At 35.2% G+C, this 17,359-nt stretch carries 16 protein-coding genes; 9 read left to right on the top strand and 7 right to left on the bottom strand.

Annotated features, from left to right (window positions below):
* The first annotated feature begins 98 nt into the window (after positions 1–98).
* Both C1N55_RS11155 and C1N55_RS11150 read left to right on the top strand, forming a co-directional pair.
* Entirely contained in the window at positions 99–1,664 is a 1,566-nt protein-coding gene (locus C1N55_RS11155) for an alkaline phosphatase family protein (RefSeq protein ID WP_137728898.1), read from the top strand.
* A gap of 219 nt (positions 1,665–1,883) precedes the next feature.
* The gene (locus tag C1N55_RS11150) at positions 1,884–2,291 is read left to right on the top strand and encodes a hypothetical protein (RefSeq protein WP_137728897.1); all 408 of its coding nucleotides are present in this window, start codon (positions 1,884–1,886) and stop codon (positions 2,289–2,291) included.
* A gap of 33 nt (positions 2,292–2,324) precedes the next feature.
* Here the strand turns inward: C1N55_RS11150 and C1N55_RS11145 are convergent, their stop codons facing one another.
* On the bottom strand, positions 2,325–4,067 hold the full coding sequence (locus tag C1N55_RS11145; protein WP_137728896.1) for a B12-binding domain-containing radical SAM protein: 1,743 nt from the start codon (positions 4,065–4,067) through the stop codon (positions 2,325–2,327).
* A 207-nt stretch (positions 4,068–4,274) separates the two neighbouring features.
* Between C1N55_RS11145 and C1N55_RS11140 the strand changes: the two genes are divergently transcribed.
* From C1N55_RS11140 to C1N55_RS11130, 3 genes are all read left to right on the top strand, one after another.
* A complete protein-coding gene (locus C1N55_RS11140; protein WP_137728895.1) occupies positions 4,275–4,709 on the top strand; it encodes a MarR family winged helix-turn-helix transcriptional regulator in 435 nt (144 codons plus the stop codon).
* 23 nt (positions 4,710–4,732) lie between these two features.
* Positions 4,733–5,359 (top strand): nitroreductase family protein, encoded by a 627-nt coding sequence (locus C1N55_RS11135; protein ID WP_137728894.1) that lies wholly within the window; start codon positions 4,733–4,735, stop codon positions 5,357–5,359.
* Between the two features lie 261 nt (positions 5,360–5,620).
* Positions 5,621–6,550, top strand: coding sequence for a nucleoside hydrolase (locus C1N55_RS11130; protein ID WP_137730625.1), 930 nt, complete (start codon positions 5,621–5,623; stop codon positions 6,548–6,550).
* 80 nt (positions 6,551–6,630) lie between these two features.
* On the opposite strand, the gene C1N55_RS11125 is transcribed toward C1N55_RS11130, so the two are convergent.
* Positions 6,631–7,536, bottom strand: coding sequence for an HD-GYP domain-containing protein (locus C1N55_RS11125; RefSeq protein WP_137728893.1), 906 nt, complete (start codon positions 7,534–7,536; stop codon positions 6,631–6,633).
* Positions 7,537–7,844: 308 nt separating this feature from the next.
* Here C1N55_RS11125 and C1N55_RS11120 point away from each other — a divergent pair, with 308 nt between their 5' ends.
* Positions 7,845–8,048, top strand: coding sequence for a hypothetical protein (locus tag C1N55_RS11120; protein WP_137728892.1), 204 nt, complete (start codon positions 7,845–7,847; stop codon positions 8,046–8,048).
* Between the two features lie 237 nt (positions 8,049–8,285).
* On the opposite strand, the gene qoxD is transcribed toward C1N55_RS11120, so the two are convergent.
* From qoxD to qoxA, 4 genes are read right to left on the bottom strand one after another with little or no spacing between them, the layout of a single operon-like run.
* Positions 8,286–8,567, bottom strand: coding sequence for a cytochrome aa3 quinol oxidase subunit IV (gene qoxD, locus C1N55_RS11115; RefSeq protein ID WP_137728891.1), 282 nt, complete (start codon positions 8,565–8,567; stop codon positions 8,286–8,288).
* A gap of 1 nt (position 8,568) precedes the next feature.
* Positions 8,569–9,165 carry a cytochrome aa3 quinol oxidase subunit III gene (gene qoxC, locus C1N55_RS11110; protein WP_137728890.1) on the bottom strand — a complete coding sequence of 199 codons (597 nt, stop codon included), beginning with the start codon at positions 9,163–9,165 and terminating at the stop codon, positions 8,569–8,571.
* Positions 9,165–11,111, bottom strand: a complete 1,947-nt coding sequence (gene qoxB / locus C1N55_RS11105; RefSeq protein WP_137728889.1) for a cytochrome aa3 quinol oxidase subunit I — start codon at positions 11,109–11,111, stop codon at positions 9,165–9,167. The genes qoxC and qoxB overlap by 1 nt, the downstream gene beginning before the upstream one ends.
* Positions 11,112–11,170: 59 nt before the next feature.
* Positions 11,171–12,091 carry a cytochrome aa3 quinol oxidase subunit II gene (qoxA, locus tag C1N55_RS11100; protein WP_137728888.1) on the bottom strand — a complete coding sequence of 307 codons (921 nt, stop codon included), beginning with the start codon at positions 12,089–12,091 and terminating at the stop codon, positions 11,171–11,173.
* Between the two features lie 668 nt (positions 12,092–12,759).
* Here qoxA and C1N55_RS11095 point away from each other — a divergent pair.
* Positions 12,760–13,278, top strand: coding sequence for a hypothetical protein (locus C1N55_RS11095; RefSeq protein ID WP_137728887.1), 519 nt, complete (start codon positions 12,760–12,762; stop codon positions 13,276–13,278).
* A gap of 251 nt (positions 13,279–13,529) precedes the next feature.
* Here C1N55_RS11095 and C1N55_RS11090 read toward each other — a convergent pair whose 3' ends face one another.
* Positions 13,530–14,990, bottom strand: a complete 1,461-nt coding sequence (locus C1N55_RS11090; RefSeq protein ID WP_137728886.1) for a M20 family peptidase — start codon at positions 14,988–14,990, stop codon at positions 13,530–13,532.
* Positions 14,991–15,193: 203 nt separating this feature from the next.
* Between C1N55_RS11090 and C1N55_RS11085 the strand changes: the two genes are divergently transcribed.
* Together C1N55_RS11085 and C1N55_RS11080 are read left to right on the top strand one after the other, a co-directional pair.
* Positions 15,194–15,931: an alpha/beta fold hydrolase gene (locus C1N55_RS11085; RefSeq protein ID WP_137728885.1), complete on the top strand. Its 738-nt coding sequence runs from the start codon at positions 15,194–15,196 to the stop codon at positions 15,929–15,931.
* A gap of 253 nt (positions 15,932–16,184) precedes the next feature.
* Positions 16,185–17,351 (top strand): acyl-CoA dehydrogenase family protein, encoded by a 1,167-nt coding sequence (locus tag C1N55_RS11080; RefSeq protein ID WP_137728884.1) that lies wholly within the window; start codon positions 16,185–16,187, stop codon positions 17,349–17,351.
* Positions 17,352–17,359 lie beyond the last annotated feature (8 nt).

The raw sequence follows: 17,359 nt of genomic DNA, 5'->3' as shown, positions 1-17,359 counted from the left end.
AAAGATGACCGTCACATTTTGTGTACGGTCTTATTATTTGTGCATGTATTTCCAATAAAAATACATAATAAATATATTATTTTATATTAGGTGGATTTATGAAAAGAAAAATTATCAGTTTTTTATTCGTTATAGTACTATTACTATCAATTGTTGGAGTCACGATTTCTATGACACCTACAAAAAGTTTGAGTGAAATGGATATTCAAATATCAAAAAAGCCAGTTATTTTACTTACAATAGATTCCCTGATGAGTGAGTCGCTCCAAAAAGCAGTGCTGGAGGGCAATGCACCAGCATTTTCATTTTTAATGAATAAAGGGACTTATATACCTGATGTTGTTAGTTCTTATCCAACCATGTCAGTTACGATTGATAGCACAACTGTAACAGGAGCCTATGCAGATCAGCACCAAATTCCCGGATTAATATGGTTTGACGAAAAGGATAATCGAATAATCAGCTATGGTAGTGGAATAAGGGAGATTTGGAATAATGGTGTCAAGAATGTTGCAAAGGATAGTATTATCCGTTTAAATAATGAACATTTGAACTCTGAAGTCAGAACTATTTATGAAGAGCTTGCAGATACTAAAATACAGTCCGCTTCCATCAATGGATTAATTTTTAAAGGAGATATTTCTCACAAATTGAATGTCCCAAAAATGCTCTCGTTCATGCATCTGCTCCCCAAGGAAATTGAAATTAAGGGACCAACTCTACTTTCTCTCGGTGCCCTTTCTCAATATAATCCTGATAATGATAAGCATAAATTTTTATGGAATCGAATGGGCGTTAATGATGATTTTACTGTTAGTGAATTAAAGTATTTAATAGAACAAAATAAATTGCCTCCATTTACACTTGCCTATTTACCGAATCTTGATGCTAAGGTACATCGTAAAGGACCAGAAGAGGAGGTAAAAGCGATAATTGAAGTTGATCAATCCATTCAAAAACTACTAAATCTTTTTCCGTCGTGGGAAGAGGCTATTGAAGAAGTAACCTGGATAGTTATGGGAGATAGTGCCCAATCCCTCGTTAAAAAGGATAAAGAAAAAGGATTAATTGATCTAAACCAATTACTAAAGGGCTTTACATTTTGGAGTGGTGATAATCAAGATGGGCAATTAGCTATCGCGATAAATGAACGTATGGCCTATATCAATTTGAATGACAACGAGATCGAAATAAATTCAATAATAAATACATTAAAAGAGGACAATCGAATAGGTTTTATTGCCTGGAAGGACGAGAATCTCAATTATATAGTAAGTCCGGAAAAGGAAACGATTCTTTCGTTTTCGAGTATAGGGGAATATAGAGACGTATATAATCAGAGCTGGAATTTAGTTGGGGATCTATCACTTTTAGATATTTCAATCTCGGATAATGAAACTATTCAATACGGTGATTATCCTGATGGACTCGCGAGACTAAATGGTGCCCTCCATTCACATGGAGGAAGATTTATTATCGTGGATGCTAAACCTTCCTATGAATTTATTGAAGAGCATAGTCATGATCACGCCGGGGGAGGGGCACATGGATCTCTTCATAAAATTGATTCGGTTGTTCCGCTTATAATAGTTGGAACAGATGTAAAACCGAAATACAATCGTCTTGTAGACTTTAAAGATTGGTTGGTAGAAATCGTCCAATAAGCGCACATTATTTTGAGTAGGTTATGTTATTTTTCTTGAGTATTGCACCGTCTATTCCTGAGTAAGATATAAATGGTTTTATTATGCTTCTGGAAATTTATTTGCAGGAGTTTTTTTTGAACAATTATTAAATCATTGTATAATTCTCTTGTTATCTCACAGTATAAGCAAGAGAAAAATGTATTGGAGCTCACCTGCATTTCGAAAGGAAGTTATTTTTTGAATTTGTTTCGGGGCGATGCGCACAAGATTTATTGTCATTTGAAAAAGAATCCTGCTAACATACCTAACTCAAAGTATTTGAAGGAAATGAAAGAAGTAAGAGATTTTTATTTATCCATTGACAGCGATCTATTAAAGTTGATTTTCTACAGATTGATTAAAGAGAAAAATGGGTCGGGAATGATCCCTGTATATGTATCATCAATCCCTTTTTTATTTCTAATTTTCTCCAATAGTTTACAAAAACATTTATTTGCACAGGGGAGTAAATATTGGTTAATTTTTATAGTGATTTATATCGGTGGGATTACCTTCAGTTTATTTTTGCATTTTCGTGAGAAGGCATGGGCAGCTTCTCATATTGAAATCATACAGGATATCTTGACTGAAAGAAAAGACAATTAGAGCCTTTCTCCATTGAGAAAGGCTCCTTTTGTATTACATATCTTTTGATAATGTTGCAAAATAAGGCGTATCACCAATACGGAAATAAGTGAGTAAATAGCCGCTCTTTGCTAACACTCGTCCATTTTGCAAAGCATTATAATCAATAGAGAATGGAATGATAAGAGAATGCTTAAAGAATTCCTTTTCGCTTATGTCAAAATTGGCGAATTCTTCACCAGCTAAAGTAGGGTCAACTTTTAATTGGTTATAGATCACTTTTTGATCTTCGCGAGTAACTCGTTCTTCCCACCAAAGCTTGCGTGGTTGGAATTGCTGCTTCGATAGATAATCTAGCTGCATTAGACTACGAACGATTTCAATGTTAACGTTCGGTTGAGTAGCCAAGAACTCTTCTAGCCGTTTAAATAAATCCTCAAGCTGATGACCGATTCGTGACCAACCTTTAAGTTCCCAATAAGTACCAAAGCTTTGGAAGAAATCAAAAGGTGTTTCAAACACATCTGTCACCAGATACTCAATGGTATTGTCCATACGATGATCATTCCAATATTTTTCTAAAACATCTTCCGCATGCTTAATGCGAATAATCTCATCAAATGTTAGCACGTTATTTGAAAAAATCTCATAAGGAGCTAAATCTACATAAGTATAACCATATTGCTCAGCTTGGACACGAAGGCCGGTACCACGTAAAAGTTTTAAGAACCCTAGTTGCAGTTCTTCAGGTCGCATAGCAAAAACATCATTAAAAGTTTGACGGAAACTATCATAATCCTCTTCAGGTAGGCCGGCAATCAAATCAAGATGCTGATCGATTTTGCCACCTTCTTTTACCATCGTAACAGTACGTTTCAGCTTTTCAAAATTTTGACGACGCATAACAAGTTCATTCGTTAAGTCATTTGTTGACTGAACCCCTATCTCGAAGCGGAATAATCCTGCTGGAGCGTTGTCATTTAGGAACTGAATTACTTCAGGTCGCATAATGTCGGCAGTAATTTCAAATTGGAACACAACGCCTGGCTTGTGTTCATCGATTAAAAATTGGAACATCTCCATAGCATAGCTACGGCTAATATTAAAGGTACGATCGACAAATTTAATCGTCTTAGCCCCATTGTCCATTAAATAGCGAATTTCTTCTTTTATTTTGTCACGGTTAAAATAACGTACGCCGACTTCGATAGAGGAAAGACAGAATTGGCAAGAGAATGGGCAACCGCGACTCGTTTCGATATATTGGATTCGTTTACCTAAGGAATCACGGTCCTCTTCAAAACGATAGGGACTTGGAAGCTCACGTAAATCGATTTTCTTAGGCTGAGCATGGATTTTCATTTTGCCGTCTTGTAAATAACAAATGCCGGGAACATCCTCTAATGGTATCTCTCCATTAAAATGGTGAAGTAATCCTTTAAAGGAATGTTCCCCCTCGCCCATAACAATAAAGTCTACTTCTGGTAATCGACGTAACCAATCATGCACATCATAAGAAACCTCTGGTCCACCTAAAACAATCTTCGTGTTTGACGACACAGTTTTGAGCATTCGAATAACACCGATTGTCTCTTCTATATTCCAAATATAACAACTGAATCCAACAACATCTGGTTTATGTTGATAGAGGTCAGAAACAATATTAAAGGCAGGGTCTTTGATTGTATATTCAATTATTTTCGGGTTAAATTCAGGCTGTGCGGCACCCTTTAAATAACGCAACGCCAAGTTTGTATGGATATATTTGGCGTTTAAGGTTGTTAAAACTATATTCATGAATGAATCTCCTTTATCGACACTTATCAAGATATAACTATACGATTTTTAAAGAGTAACGTCTAGGGTTTATGTGTTATCAGAAGGGATGGAGGAGTCCTTTCAAAAAAAAAATACGTCATTCTGAGCTAGATGCTTGATTATTTCTATAATTATAGTATGATTGACTAGTCAACTATTGATTAGTCATTGGTGAGGAGGAAAGCAATGCAACAATCGTGTGAAGAAATTAAACACATCTTTCTAATGCTTAAAACGATAGATCGTCAAGTCACTCAAAACTTCGAAAAGCGAACTGGGATAAGTTTAACTAGATATGAAATGCTGCACACGCTATTAACGAAAGGGCAGCTTTCCCAAATAGAGCTGCAGCAGTCGTTAAAAATTGATCAAGCTGCAATTACAAGGCACTTAAAAATACTTGAAGAGAAGAGTTTTGTAATTCGTACACGAAATAAGCAAAATAATCGGGAAGTGATTGTACAAATTACAGATAATGGTAAAGGCGAACTGGAGCATTGCGATTTGGATAGAAAACAATTTTTCGATGAATTGTTTAATAAATTTACCGATCAAGACATACAGCAATTTCAACTATTCGTAAGGAGATTGTTGGATAACACTGAAAAACACTTTATATAAAATAATTGAAAGAGGTTTTAAGAATGACAACTACAGTAAAAGCAATTGAACAATTAATGCATGAAAGAAAATCTGTCCGTAAATATAAAGAAGGTGTTGTAATTGCACAGGAAAAAATACAAGCTATTTTACAAAATGCAATAACAGCACCTTCATCAAGCAACATGCAACCCTGGCGATTTATAGTTATTGAGGATCAAAAGGTAAAAAAAGAATTACGTCCGATTGCAAATAATCAGGAACAAGTTGAAACTTCTTCAGCAATTATCGCAGTGCTGGGTGATCTTGATATGTACAAAAAAGCAGAACAAATCTATGATGCCAATTATGAGCAAGGTTTTATGTCAAGAGAAATTGCTGATTTAATGATTAAAAATTCACTAGCGTTGTATGGAAACTTACCAGAAGATAAACTAACAAGCCTTATTCATTTTGATGCTGGCCTGATCTCTATGCAAATTATGTTGTTGGCTAAAGATATGGGATATGATACAGTGCCAATGGGTGGTTTTGATAAGGTAAAATTTGCAGAAAAGTTTAGTTTACCAAAAAATGAAATGCCGATTTTATTAATCGCTATTGGGGAGGCAGATGCTCCTGCCTATGGATCATCACGATTACCTCTTGAACAAATAGTAAGATATATATAGGAATCACAGCAATATAAATAATCCAATCTTAATTTTAATATGTATGACAAAGCCACAGACCTTTAACTAAAGGATTTGTGGCTTTTATTGTCATTTAGCAGCTTACCTATTGAGAGTAACATTTGCCGGATTAATCAGCATGTTTACTAGTTGAGAATATATAAGTATTACACCAACTTGCTTAAGATGTGGTTTTAATACCGTTTTTTGGTATGGTTCTTAAAAAGAGGAATATATATGAGATAGAAAGGGGTGCTTACAATCACTAAGAAAATTCTTTTATTCTGTGACCCTGGCATTGATGATTCCCTTGCTATTATGTATGCCATACTAGACCCTGAAATTGAATTGATTGGAATTGTTGCGAGTTATGGGAACGTAACAAAAGAACAAGCAACCGCAAATGCTGCCTATTTGCTAGAATTAGCGGGTAGAAGCGACATTCCAGTGATTCCTGGTGCTTCAATGCCAGTTACAGAGGAAGCTATGAGATTTTATCCTGAAATTCATGGTGGGAATGGCATCGGTCCGATTCAACCACCAAGTAATTTTCAATATCAAATATATCCTTTTGATACCATTCGTTTTATTATTGAAAAATATAAAAATGAACTTATTATAGTTGATACTGGCCGTTCTACTACACTGGCAAATGTATTTATTCTATTTCCTGAATATATAAAAATGGTCCAGTCCTTCTATGTGATGGGTGGTGCATTTTTTGTTCCAGGAAATGCAACAGCTTTGGCGGAAGCAAATTTCTATGGGGATCCGAATTCGTCTAATTTTGTTCTAAAGTACGCACACAACCTTACAATAACCCCATTAAATGTTACGCAATATGCTGTACTTACTGAGGAAATGGTAGAAGCTATCTCAAAAAATGAGAAAAATTTTTATTCCTTTATGTTGGAACCAATTTTCAAATATTACTATGAATTTTATAAGAAATCTGTACCAGGTATTCAAGGGGCTCCTATTCATGATCTTCTTACAATTATGGTTGTAAAAAATCCCAGTATCGTCGATTACATATTCTATGATGCCTCAGTAATTGAGAGTACAGAAGCAAAGGGAATGTCCTATATTGATTATCGTCCGACAAGTAAAAAAGGAAAAACACGTATAGCAGTCAAACTACATTATGATGCATTTATAGAAGAATTGAGCGGGGTGATGTCACAGGAATAATAAAAGGACTGTTAAGTGTAGCGTTTAAATAAAAGTTAAAAGGAGAAAGCATAGTTCAAGATTACCGATGCGTTCTCCCTTTAACTTTGATCGAATAAACTTAAAAATATATCGACGATTTCTGAATCAAATTGTTTTCCTTTATTTTTTTGAATCTCATCCAGAGCATACTCGATATCATATTCCTCTCTATATACACGTTTTGTAGTGATTGCATCAAAAGTGTCGGCAATGGCCACAATACGTGCAAATAAAGGAATTTGATTTCCTTTTAGACCAATAGGATAACCTTTGCCATCGTATCTTTCATGATGGTACAATACAATATCTAATAGGCCATTTTTATGGAAGTCTCCAATATGTTTAATCATGTTATGTCCAAGTGTTGGATGACTTTTAATTATTTCATATTCTTCATCCGTCAGTTTTCCTTTTTTCCCTAGTATATCCTCTGGGATTCCGATTTTCCCAATATCGTGCAGCAATGCTCCTTTGCGAATAATTTCGCAACTTTCTTTAGATAAGTTCATTTTTTCGGCAATTTGAACAGAGTATCTTGCTACGTTTTCAGAATGATGTGAAGTATATTGATCTCTTGAATTTAAAGCATTGGCAAGTGCTATAGTTAATTCTAAATTATCCTCCTGTACTTTTTGAACATATTTCATTAATCCAGACGAGATGAGGGTTATTAGAAGGTAGGTTAGAAAATGAATTAAAAATACTCCAATGTTAGAGGCAGAGTCAGATATTAGAAAATACCTACAAGTTACAATGATTAGGGTAGCTAATAGTAAAAACCAAATGGGCTTACTATAAAAACCGATACCCAAGAAAATTACGGAAAAAATGAATAATATATATAAACTACTTTCTCCATTTAAATTCATACAGTTTATGATCACAGCTAGGGCAAATACGAAGCAGAAACTATAACGAAAGTAAATTGGATTATATAACGGTCTATATAAAATTTTATTATTCATATACCCTCCATAATAATCGTAACTTCAAGTTAAATGAGTTTCTTAGTTAATTATGTCCCAACTTTATTTCTGCATACACGTCAACCTTTTCGTAGCATTTTTAATGACAATTGATACAAATGGTCGCATTAACTTGAGATGTTGTCTTATAGGGAATAATTGAGTGTAATATATAGATGAAAATCAAGGTCAATTAACAAAAATGGATAATTAGTGAATTAAATGTGACGAAATTGTTAATAAAATGTGGCTAAATTGTGAAATAGGGTGTATACTAAATATAAATAGTCCAAGAAGGAGTGACTTAAATGTTTAATCTATACACAAAACTTTCTGGGATGCTTGTGATTCTAGGTATAATTCTTGTCATTGCTAGTTTTTATATAAACTTCTCAATTTGGTACGGCATTGAAATTGCTAAATGTGGCGGCGCATTATTTATTATGTTTTTATTTTTGCAATTATTATCAGAGCAGAGTTCTGAAAAATCCAATCGAAGTATAGCAAAATAATCGAACGGACTTAATAACGAAAGAATCGATTAGTCTATTCATGAGCAGACCAATTAAAGGCATGATCATTCAAAAAAGAATGTATCATGCCTTTTATTTCTGGTGATTAATGAAGACAGGATTGGCAAGTAAAGTTCGAACCAATTCCATAAACTTTAGATTATTTCTTCAAATTAAATTCAAAAAATAAAAGCAAGGGCCTCTCACATGGAAGCCCTTGCTTTATTGGTTATTGTTTTACATATCCCATAACAGAATAAGGAGTGTACCAAATACCGAAACGAGTGCAATGGTTACAGCATAGACAATATTTGTATAGATCGCTTTACCATCTTTCGATTCACCAGCGTGCATAAACACTACGATTTGTAGGAACGCTTGGATAAAGGCTGTTGCTAATAAAATCGTCATGCCTACTGTATAGGTCATATCGGTGAAGTAAACCAATAACGCGACAGCAGTCAGGACTAATGATGCAACAAAACCTGCAACCTGTTTAGCAGGGAATAATTCTTTCATATTACATCATTCCTTTCAGATAGATGAAGCTGAAGATGAAAATCCAAACTACATCTAAGAAATGCCAGTAAAGAGAGAAGATAAATGATTTATTTGCTGTTTCAGGTGTTAAACCACGTTTTTTAACCTGAAGGATAATAAACGTTCCCCAGAATAACCCTAATGTTACGTGGCCACCGTGTGTTCCTAATGTTGTTAATAGTGCTGCAGTAAAGGCACTTGTTTGATATGTTGCCCCAACATGGTAGTAATGCATAAATTCATAAATCTCTACTCCTAAGAAACAAAGTCCAAGTAATAGGGTAATGGCAAAGAATGTAAGCATTGCATTTTTGCGACCAAGTCTCATTGCATGAATACCGAGTCCAATTGTGAAACTACTTGTTAATAATACAAGCGTTTCAATAAGAACTGGCGTGATTTCAAAAATCTCTGCAGGAGCTGGACCTGAACCTGTACGGCCTTCAAGTGTGAAGTAGGCAGTAAATAGGGTAGCAAACAGCATAATTTCAGCACCTAAGAAAATCCAAAATCCTAAAATGTTTAGCTGATTTTGTTGAGTACTATACTCAAGAGGCTGCGAATTATCGATATGCATTATTTTGCACCTCCAAGCTTTTCTTCAGTTTCTTTAATTTCTTTCACAGAAATATGTCGTCCATGATCCTTTTCAAATGAACGCATCGCCATACAAATGAAGATACCGATTAGTCCAATCACAGCTGGAACCCAAAGTGCAAAGATAAATGAGAATCCTGCGATGAAGAAGATAATCCCCATCACAAATGGTACACCACTATTGTTTGGCATATGAATTTCTTCGATTTCGCCTTTGAACAATACATGACCATTTTTCTTTGAATCCCAGAATGTTTCGCTTGAACTGATCTGTGGTGTTCTAGCAAAATTGTATTCTGGTACTGGCGTGTGAGTAGCCCATTCTAATGAGCGAGCATCCCATGGGTCACTTCCGATATCTCTTGATGAGTTTTTAAAGCTATAGTAAACGTTATAAACAATTGTCACAAATCCGATAGCCATAAGAGCAGCACCGACAAATGACAACATATTTAATGCACCAAAGCCAGTAGCTTCAGAATAAGTGTACATACGACGTGCTTGACCGTCTAAACCAGTAATATACATAGGGAAGAAGGCAAGTACAAAACCAACTGTTAATAACCAGAAAGTTACTTTCCCAATTTTTTCGTTTAACATGAAACCAAAGAATTTTGGCCAGTAGAAAGTTAAACCAGCTAGCATAGCGAATACAACACCAGGAATAATCGTGTTATGGAAATGGGCAACTAAGAACATTGTATTATGATATTGATAGTCTGCCGCTGACATTGCAAGCATTACTCCTGTAACCCCACCGATTGTAAATAATGGAATGAAACCGATGGAATAAAGCATTGGCACTGTAAAGCGGATTTTCCCTTTCCACATCGTAAATAACCAGTTAAAGATCTTAACCCCTGTTGGTACAGCAATCGCCATTGTTGTAATGGAGAAGATACTGTTTGTTAGTGCTCCTTGCCCCATCGTAAAGAAGTGGTGAGTCCAAACTAAGAACGATAGAAGGGAGATCAGTACCATAGACCATACCATAGAAGAATAGCCATAAAGGTTACGTCTTGAGAATGTTGAAATAATCTCACTGTAAAGACCAAATGCTGGTAAGATCAAGATATATACTTCAGGGTGTCCCCAGATCCAGAAGAAGTTGGCCCAAAGCATATCCATACCACCGTTACTAGTAGTAAAGAAGTTTGTTGCAAATAAACGGTCTGTTGTACCCATAATTAATGCAACTGTTAAAACAGGGAATGCGAAAACAATAATAACGTTAGCAATAAAAGCAGACCATGTAAACATAGGCATTTTCATGAGAGTCATGCCAGGTGCACGCATTTTTAAAATTGTCGTACACATGTTAATACCTGTCATTAAGGAACCAATACCTGAGATTTGAATTGCTAACATATAATAGTTTGTACCAACGGATTCACTGAAATCATTTCCTGCAAGAGGGAAGTAAGAAGTCCATCCTGCATCTGGTGAACCACCAATTACAAATGAAATGTTAAATAACATTGCTCCGGCAAAGAATAGCCAGAAGCTTAAAGCATTTAAGCGTGGGAATGCCACGTCACGTGCACCAATTTGCAGGGGCACGATTAAGTTCATAAAGGCAAAGATAAATGGCATGGCCATAAAGATAATCATAACAACACCATGAGTAGTAAAGATCTCGTTATAGTGTTGAGCATCTAATAATTTCATATCTGGCGCAGAGAGCTGAGCACGCATCATAATTGCATCAGCACCACCGCGGAATAACATTAGAAGGGCAGAGACTAAGTACATAATCCCAATTTTTTTATGGTCGACAGTTGTTAGCCATTCGCGCCATAAATAACCCCATTTTTTGAAGTATGTTAAGCCTGCAACAATTCCAATACTAACTAAAACAATGGCAACCATTGAGGCATAAATTGCTGGACTTGGATGAGGTATGGCAAATCGTTCAAAGAATTCCATCCTTGTTTCTCCTTTCAAGATAAAAACGAGTCTATAAAACTAGTCTCTATCTTTTCAAATTAATGACCACTGTGGTCTGTTTCATCTTCAGTATGATTTTCATGATTTGAATGTTCGTGACTTTCGTTATTGTCTTCATCAGAAACTTCATTATGAGCATGTTCTGGAGCAGGACTAAATTCTAAATGTGTTCCTGTGAATGTCATTTGTCCAAGATGACCAGGTTCAAGTAATTCTTCAAATTGACTTTCAGTAATTGGTTCCGCAGTTTGGTAAACTTCTTCAATCCAATCATTAAAATCGGCTTGTGGCATTGCTGTTACATTAAACGTATTTTCAGCAAATCCTTTACCACTGAAGTTTGCATTTCGACCCATATACTCCCCAGCTTCATCTGCTGCTAAGTGTAGAGTTGTCACCATATCAGACATTGCATATTTCTGACCACCAAGTTGTGGAATCCAGAAGCTTGTAATTGGACCATAAGAATACAGTTTAAATTCTATTGGACGATCTGTCGGAATATAAAGGTAGTTCACTGTTTCTATACCTTCTTCTGGATAACTAAAGTGCCATTTCCAATCAGAAGAGGAAGCATATATAACTAAGGGTTCTTGATTTTCATAACCTTCTGGTGTTGATTCAACAATATAGTTACTTTTTACAGAGACAAATGATAGATAAGCTACTATTAATATTGGAACACCAACACAAACTATTTCGACCCATTTATTCCCATGGATGTGTGGTGGCTCGTAATCGTCCGGTAGATTTGAAGCTCTGTATTTAAATAGAATAAATACTAAGATAGCCATGACAACGACTACAATAATAGACATGATGCCGATTGATAATATAATATCATTCGCTTGTCTTTCGGCCTGTGGACCCTTTGGATCTAATACTAAAAGAGGTTCACACCCAGCTAGTACAAAGACAAGTGCCATCATGGACGTTAATAATGTCCATTTTTTTATCATAAAAATATTCACCTTCCCTTATTAGTCAAAAGAAAATCACCCATTGACTTCCTCCAACACTATAACTCTATTTTAAGCTTTGGAATAGTAAAAACTTCGATTTAAAATCGAATTCACAAAAGGTTCACTGTCTATTCAAAAGTTATTCACATAAAGTTCACGAATTATCAATATCTATTTAAAAATGGAATGAAATGGTATGAAAGCGCGTTCATTTTCCTTATTCTGTATAAAAATTGGGTTTTGGTGAATGATGTCTTTAAGGAGATATTATTTCGAGATAAAAAGGTCTCTTGATAAAAGAGACCTTTTAGTGAGGGTTAGAAAGATTATTTATTGTTATAGCGGAAAAACTTAAAGTCTAATCGTTAATCTTATTATTCTGAAATTCAATTTTTTTTAATGCTTTTTCGAAATTTTGTTCCTGCGAGATTTCCTCACTGCTGTTTTGTTTGTGCGGTTTTCTCATCTTTCTAAAAGTAGTTCTCGACTTTTTCGCCATATCTTTTTCACCTCCACTATATATTTTGTGCTTATTTTTATTTGCAATCCCTTCATAGTTTTTTTGGGAGTAGTTAAATTTATTACATTTTTTCTTTTTATTAATTCATTAGCCCTAACAATTAACTAGGTACAGCATTAATTAGTAAATAGAAGGAGGGCTGAGAGTGAGTTTAGACTGGAATTCCAATAAAGATACAAATGATAATCGTGGAAGTAATCGAATTGAAAGTGAAGTGATTTTTGAGAGGAATTCGCTCATCATCGCTCAAAATTTTTGTGTGAATGCGTCAATAGGTGGAGAACAGAAGCTAATAATAGAAGAAAATACGATAGCTAATACTACTGAAGAGGATATCAATTTTGATGATTCCTCCACTTTTCTCCTTGAAACTGAGATGGTTGAAGAAGCACCAAAGAATCAAGATTACACACTCATATATGCAGCCCCAGCATCACCCATGCGAGCACCACTTCTTTTAACCGTCATTGCACGTAATATGTCTGATAATGATGTGCTAATAAGTATTGAAGATGATGACGAAGTGCTAGTTGAAGAAATTGTTCCAGCAAATTCAGAATTAGCATTAACTGCTCAAAATGCTTTGTTTATAAGAGCACTCGCTCTTGCCACAAGTCAGGTACAGTTTTTTATAAGCGTATATCATCCAACTAATCCGTATTAGTTAGAAATAGTGGATCTTCGTACTCAAATAATTAGTTCTCAATATATTCAGGGTTTATATCTAAAGCCGTAAAATTATCTTCTACATACCTTTAGAAGGTCATTGAATAAAAATTCTCAATAATCCTTATGAATAAATTGTATATGATAATTTAGATAGCAAAAGGTTGGAGAAAAATCTAACCTTTTATTTCTTATGTTATTAAATAAAAAAAAGGCAAACGTTAACTTAACGAATGCCCATGATTTGGATTATTGTTGATTTGTTACTTTCATAATTTCTATATAAAATTTAATGGCATTAATGTAGTTTTTAATACTTATGTGTTCATTTGTTCCGTGCATCCGGTTTAAATCATCGGAGCTAATTTGAACTGGTAGGAAGCGGTAAGTATTATCGGAAATACTGTCGTAATGTTTGGCATCTGAACCTGCAAACATCAAATACGGTGCAATAATGCTATCATTATAAACATTTCGTGCTGCTTGCTGTATTGCCTCAAATTGTGGACCTTCTGTTGAAGAAATACTAGAAGCTTCGGTACCTGTTACAGTAACTGTGATTTCTCCATCATCTATTGTATTGACAATAAATTCTTTAACATCTTCAAGCGAGTCTCCTGGCATTAGTCGTAAATTAATAATTGCAGACGCTTCCTCTGGCAATGCATTGTATTGTTCACCAGCTTGAAAAATCGTAGGGGCAATAGTTGTGCGTATGAGTGCAGCTGTAGCAGGTTCTTTAAGTAAAATTTGTTCAATAATAGGTTTAAATAGAAGTTTATTAGCAAATACATACTTCATACCAAAATTCATTTCAGGAGCAACAAATTCAAATAAATCATTGCCAGGACCTCGTAGTTTACCATCAAATTGAGTTTCTTCTAATTTAGAAATTGCGCTTGCAATGCGTCCAATATTTGTTCGATCTTTAGGCTGGGAGGAATGTCCTCCGCTGCCTATAATAGAAAGCGTTGCTGTTGCAGAGCCTTTTTCTGAAATCCCAACAACTCCAACGGGTTGCTCTACACCGGGTACCATGTTCTCAACAATGGCCCCACCTTCATCAAGAACAAAATCGAACTGGATGCCACGTTGCTTTAATTTTTCTGCAATTGCTTTTGCGCCTAAATCTCCACCGATTTCTTCATCAAATCCAAACATAAAATAGATATCTCTTGAGGGAGTAAATCCCTCTGTTAGCAAGTATTCAGCAGCTTCCAATATGCCTATGACACCAATTTTATCGTCTAATGTTCCACGTCCCCAAATGAATCCATCTTTAATCGCACCACTAAATGGGTCATTTTCCCAATTTGATTCAGTTCCACTAAGTACAGGAACTACATCATAATGACTTGTTAAGCCAATCGGTTTTTTATTTGATTGTGATCCTATCCATTTAAAAACAAGCCCATAATCATTTACCATTTCTAAATCTAGTTTTTCGTGTACATTTGGGTAGCTATCCTTTAAGAAAGCAATAAATTTGTCAAATTCCTTTAAATCGAATTTCTCTCTTTCTTGAAATGAAATCGTTTTATACGTAAGCGCTTTCGAAAAATTTTGTATAGCTTTCTCTTCATTAATTACAACAGAGGTTGGAACCGGGGCTGGTTGCTTAGATGATACTAGAAAAGACTTAGTAAGAGTAAAGCCGGCAAATAAAACTAAAAGCGATAACACGATTAATAGAAATTTCTTTTTTTTCATCACAATTCCCCCAATTATTGGATCATTATACTATTAATTTTACGCTAAATATTTTCATATATGATTAACCTCGTAGAATTAAAACCACATTTCATGTCTAATAAGAGTAAATAAGTGAAAACAATTCTAAATAGACACGTATTTGTTATTTCTATTTAGTTTTGGGTAATAGTAATGTAGAGAAATTGGAGAGGGGAATAAAAATGTTACATTACACTAGAAAAGGTACAGGTGAAAAGCTTGTGTTAGTGCATGGTTTTTTAGGTGATGCAGAGATTTTCAGTCCTATTTTGGAAGAACTGACAAAATCTTATGATGTAGTTGCAGTGGATTTACCTGGTCATGGACAAAGCAAAGTAGAAAGAGAAAGCTATTCAGTTTACGATTATGCAAGGGAAGTATCCGAAGTTCTCCGTCATGAAAATATCACAAATGCGACCTGGCTTGGCCATTCATTAGGAGGGTATATTGTTTTAGCTGCACTAGAAAAAAAGATAGCACCTATTTCTAACGCAATCTTAGCGTATACAACAGATGGATCTGATACAGAGGAACAAAAGGAAAAACGGACGAATCAACAACTTGAGATTCCTGAAATTGGTGTTGAAAAATTTGTCGATCAGTTAATTGAAGCGTTTTTTAGTGATCAAGCGAATAAAGAGACAATTAACTTCGCTCGAAAAATAGCTTATCGAGCTTCAGAAGAAGGACTAATTCTAGCTTTAGAGTCGATGAAAAACCGGCCAAATCAACAAAATTTAATTGAAAACATTTCGATTCCTATATTAGTTGTTGAAGGCTCTCAGGACAAAATTGTTAAACCAATTAAAACGATGAATTCTAACATCCAGAGATTAGAAACAAACACAGCTCACCTTGGAATGTTAGAAGATCCAAATAGCTTCCTGAAAGGAATTCAAGAGTTCATGTCCGAAAACTGAATAGAGAAATAATGGAAAGCCTTGTTCACTTACACGAACGAGGCTTTTTTCTGCTCAAAAGAAATCAATATCCAAAACGTTGCTTTTTAAGGAAGAAATATCTTTGAAAAAAATAATATGAAAACGCTTTTATTTTTTAGAATAAGTAATCTGTAAATTACATACCGTGTAATATCTGAGTATTCCGAAAAATTGTGAACAATGTTTAACAATTTTGTACTCAAAAAAATTTGATTTTAGGGAGTTGTTTTAAATGGATTTTACATTAACAGATGAGCAAAAAATGATTCAAAAAACAGTTAGAGACTTTGTAAATAAAGAACTGAAACCTTTAGAGCAAGAGGTATTAAAAAATGAAAGAGAAGGCAGACCTGGTATCTCCCGTGAAAAAGTAAAGGAATTAAGGGAAAAAGCAAAAGAAATTGGTTTCTGGGGTATTAATACGCCGGAAGAATATGGAGGGGCTAATTTAGGTCCGATTATGTCAGTATTAATCGCAATGGAGCTAGGTCGAACTTTTGTTCCCTTTAACTTTGGAGGTTCAGCTGACAATATTCTTTATTTATGCAACGAGGAACAGAAGGAGAAATATTTAATTCCAACTATCAATGGGGATAGACGTTCGTGCTTTGCTTTAACTGAACCAGGTGCTGGGTCAGATGCAAGAAGTATTACAATGCAGGCTGTAAAAGATGGCGACCATTGGGTTTTAAATGGTGAAAAGGTATTTATTACAAATGGTAATGAAGCAGACTTCGCAATGGTTTTTGCGGTTACAGATAAAGAAAAAGGTGCTAACGGCGGTGTAACATGCTTCCTTGTGGACAGAGATATGGGTTGGGAATCTGAGCCTATTCATACGATGGGCGAATGGGGACCAGCTACACTCATATTCGATAATGTCCGTGTTCCAGAGGAAAACATTCTAGGTGAACTGGGGCAAGGCTTTAACTTAGGAATGCAATGGATTGGTCAAGGTCGCTATATGATTCCAGCCGGAGCAATCGGTACGGCAGAACGTTTATTACAAATGGCCATTGATTATTCAAAAACGCGTCATACATTTGGAAAACCTATTGCTGAACGTCAAGCTATTCAATGGATGATTGCCGATTCGGCGGTTGAAATCGAAGCGGCTAAATGGATTGTATTTAGAGCAGCTTGGATGACTGAAAATGGAATGGATGCACGTCATCAGTCATCTATGGCCAAGTTGAATGGTGGAATTATGGCAAATGAAGTTGTCGATCGTGTTCTTCAAATTCATGGAGGAATGGGCTATACAAAAGAATTACCAATCGAGCGTTGGTATAGAGAGTTAAGACTGGTCCGAATCTTTGAGGGAACAGATGAAATTCAACGCCGTACAATTGCACGTAATCTATTAAAAGGCCATGCTAAGGTTGGAGAATTGTTATAAAACGTAAC

This window comes from Lysinibacillus sp. SGAir0095, assembly GCF_005491425.1.
Taxonomy (GTDB): Bacteria; Bacillota; Bacilli; order Bacillales_A; family Planococcaceae; genus Ureibacillus.
Note: the sequence above shows the minus strand (reverse complement) of the source record. Positions and strands in the feature narration are given on the sequence as shown.

Excerpts from the sequence above, each read along its gene's own strand:
- qoxC (WP_137728890.1), bottom strand. The coding sequence starts at position 9,165 with ATGCATATCGATAATTCGCAGCCTCTTGAGTATAGTACTCAACAAAAT.
- C1N55_RS11135 (WP_137728894.1), top strand. The coding sequence starts at position 4,733 with ATGACAACTACAGTAAAAGCAATTGAACAATTAATGCATGAAAGAAAA.
- C1N55_RS11090 (WP_137728886.1), bottom strand. The coding sequence starts at position 14,990 with ATGAAAAAAAAGAAATTTCTATTAATCGTGTTATCGCTTTTAGTTTTA.
- C1N55_RS11085 (WP_137728885.1), top strand. The coding sequence starts at position 15,194 with ATGTTACATTACACTAGAAAAGGTACAGGTGAAAAGCTTGTGTTAGTG.
- C1N55_RS11145 (WP_137728896.1), bottom strand. The coding sequence starts at position 4,067 with ATGAATATAGTTTTAACAACCTTAAACGCCAAATATATCCATACAAAC.
- C1N55_RS11080 (WP_137728884.1), top strand. The coding sequence starts at position 16,185 with ATGGATTTTACATTAACAGATGAGCAAAAAATGATTCAAAAAACAGTT.
- C1N55_RS11125 (WP_137728893.1), bottom strand. The coding sequence starts at position 7,536 with ATGAATAATAAAATTTTATATAGACCGTTATATAATCCAATTTACTTT.
- qoxB (WP_137728889.1), bottom strand. The coding sequence starts at position 11,111 with ATGGAATTCTTTGAACGATTTGCCATACCTCATCCAAGTCCAGCAATT.
- qoxD (WP_137728891.1), bottom strand. The coding sequence starts at position 8,567 with ATGAAAGAATTATTCCCTGCTAAACAGGTTGCAGGTTTTGTTGCATCA.
- qoxA (WP_137728888.1), bottom strand. The coding sequence starts at position 12,091 with ATGATAAAAAAATGGACATTATTAACGTCCATGATGGCACTTGTCTTT.
- C1N55_RS11120 (WP_137728892.1), top strand. The coding sequence starts at position 7,845 with ATGTTTAATCTATACACAAAACTTTCTGGGATGCTTGTGATTCTAGGT.
- C1N55_RS11140 (WP_137728895.1), top strand. The coding sequence starts at position 4,275 with ATGCAACAATCGTGTGAAGAAATTAAACACATCTTTCTAATGCTTAAA.
- C1N55_RS11155 (WP_137728898.1), top strand. The coding sequence starts at position 99 with ATGAAAAGAAAAATTATCAGTTTTTTATTCGTTATAGTACTATTACTA.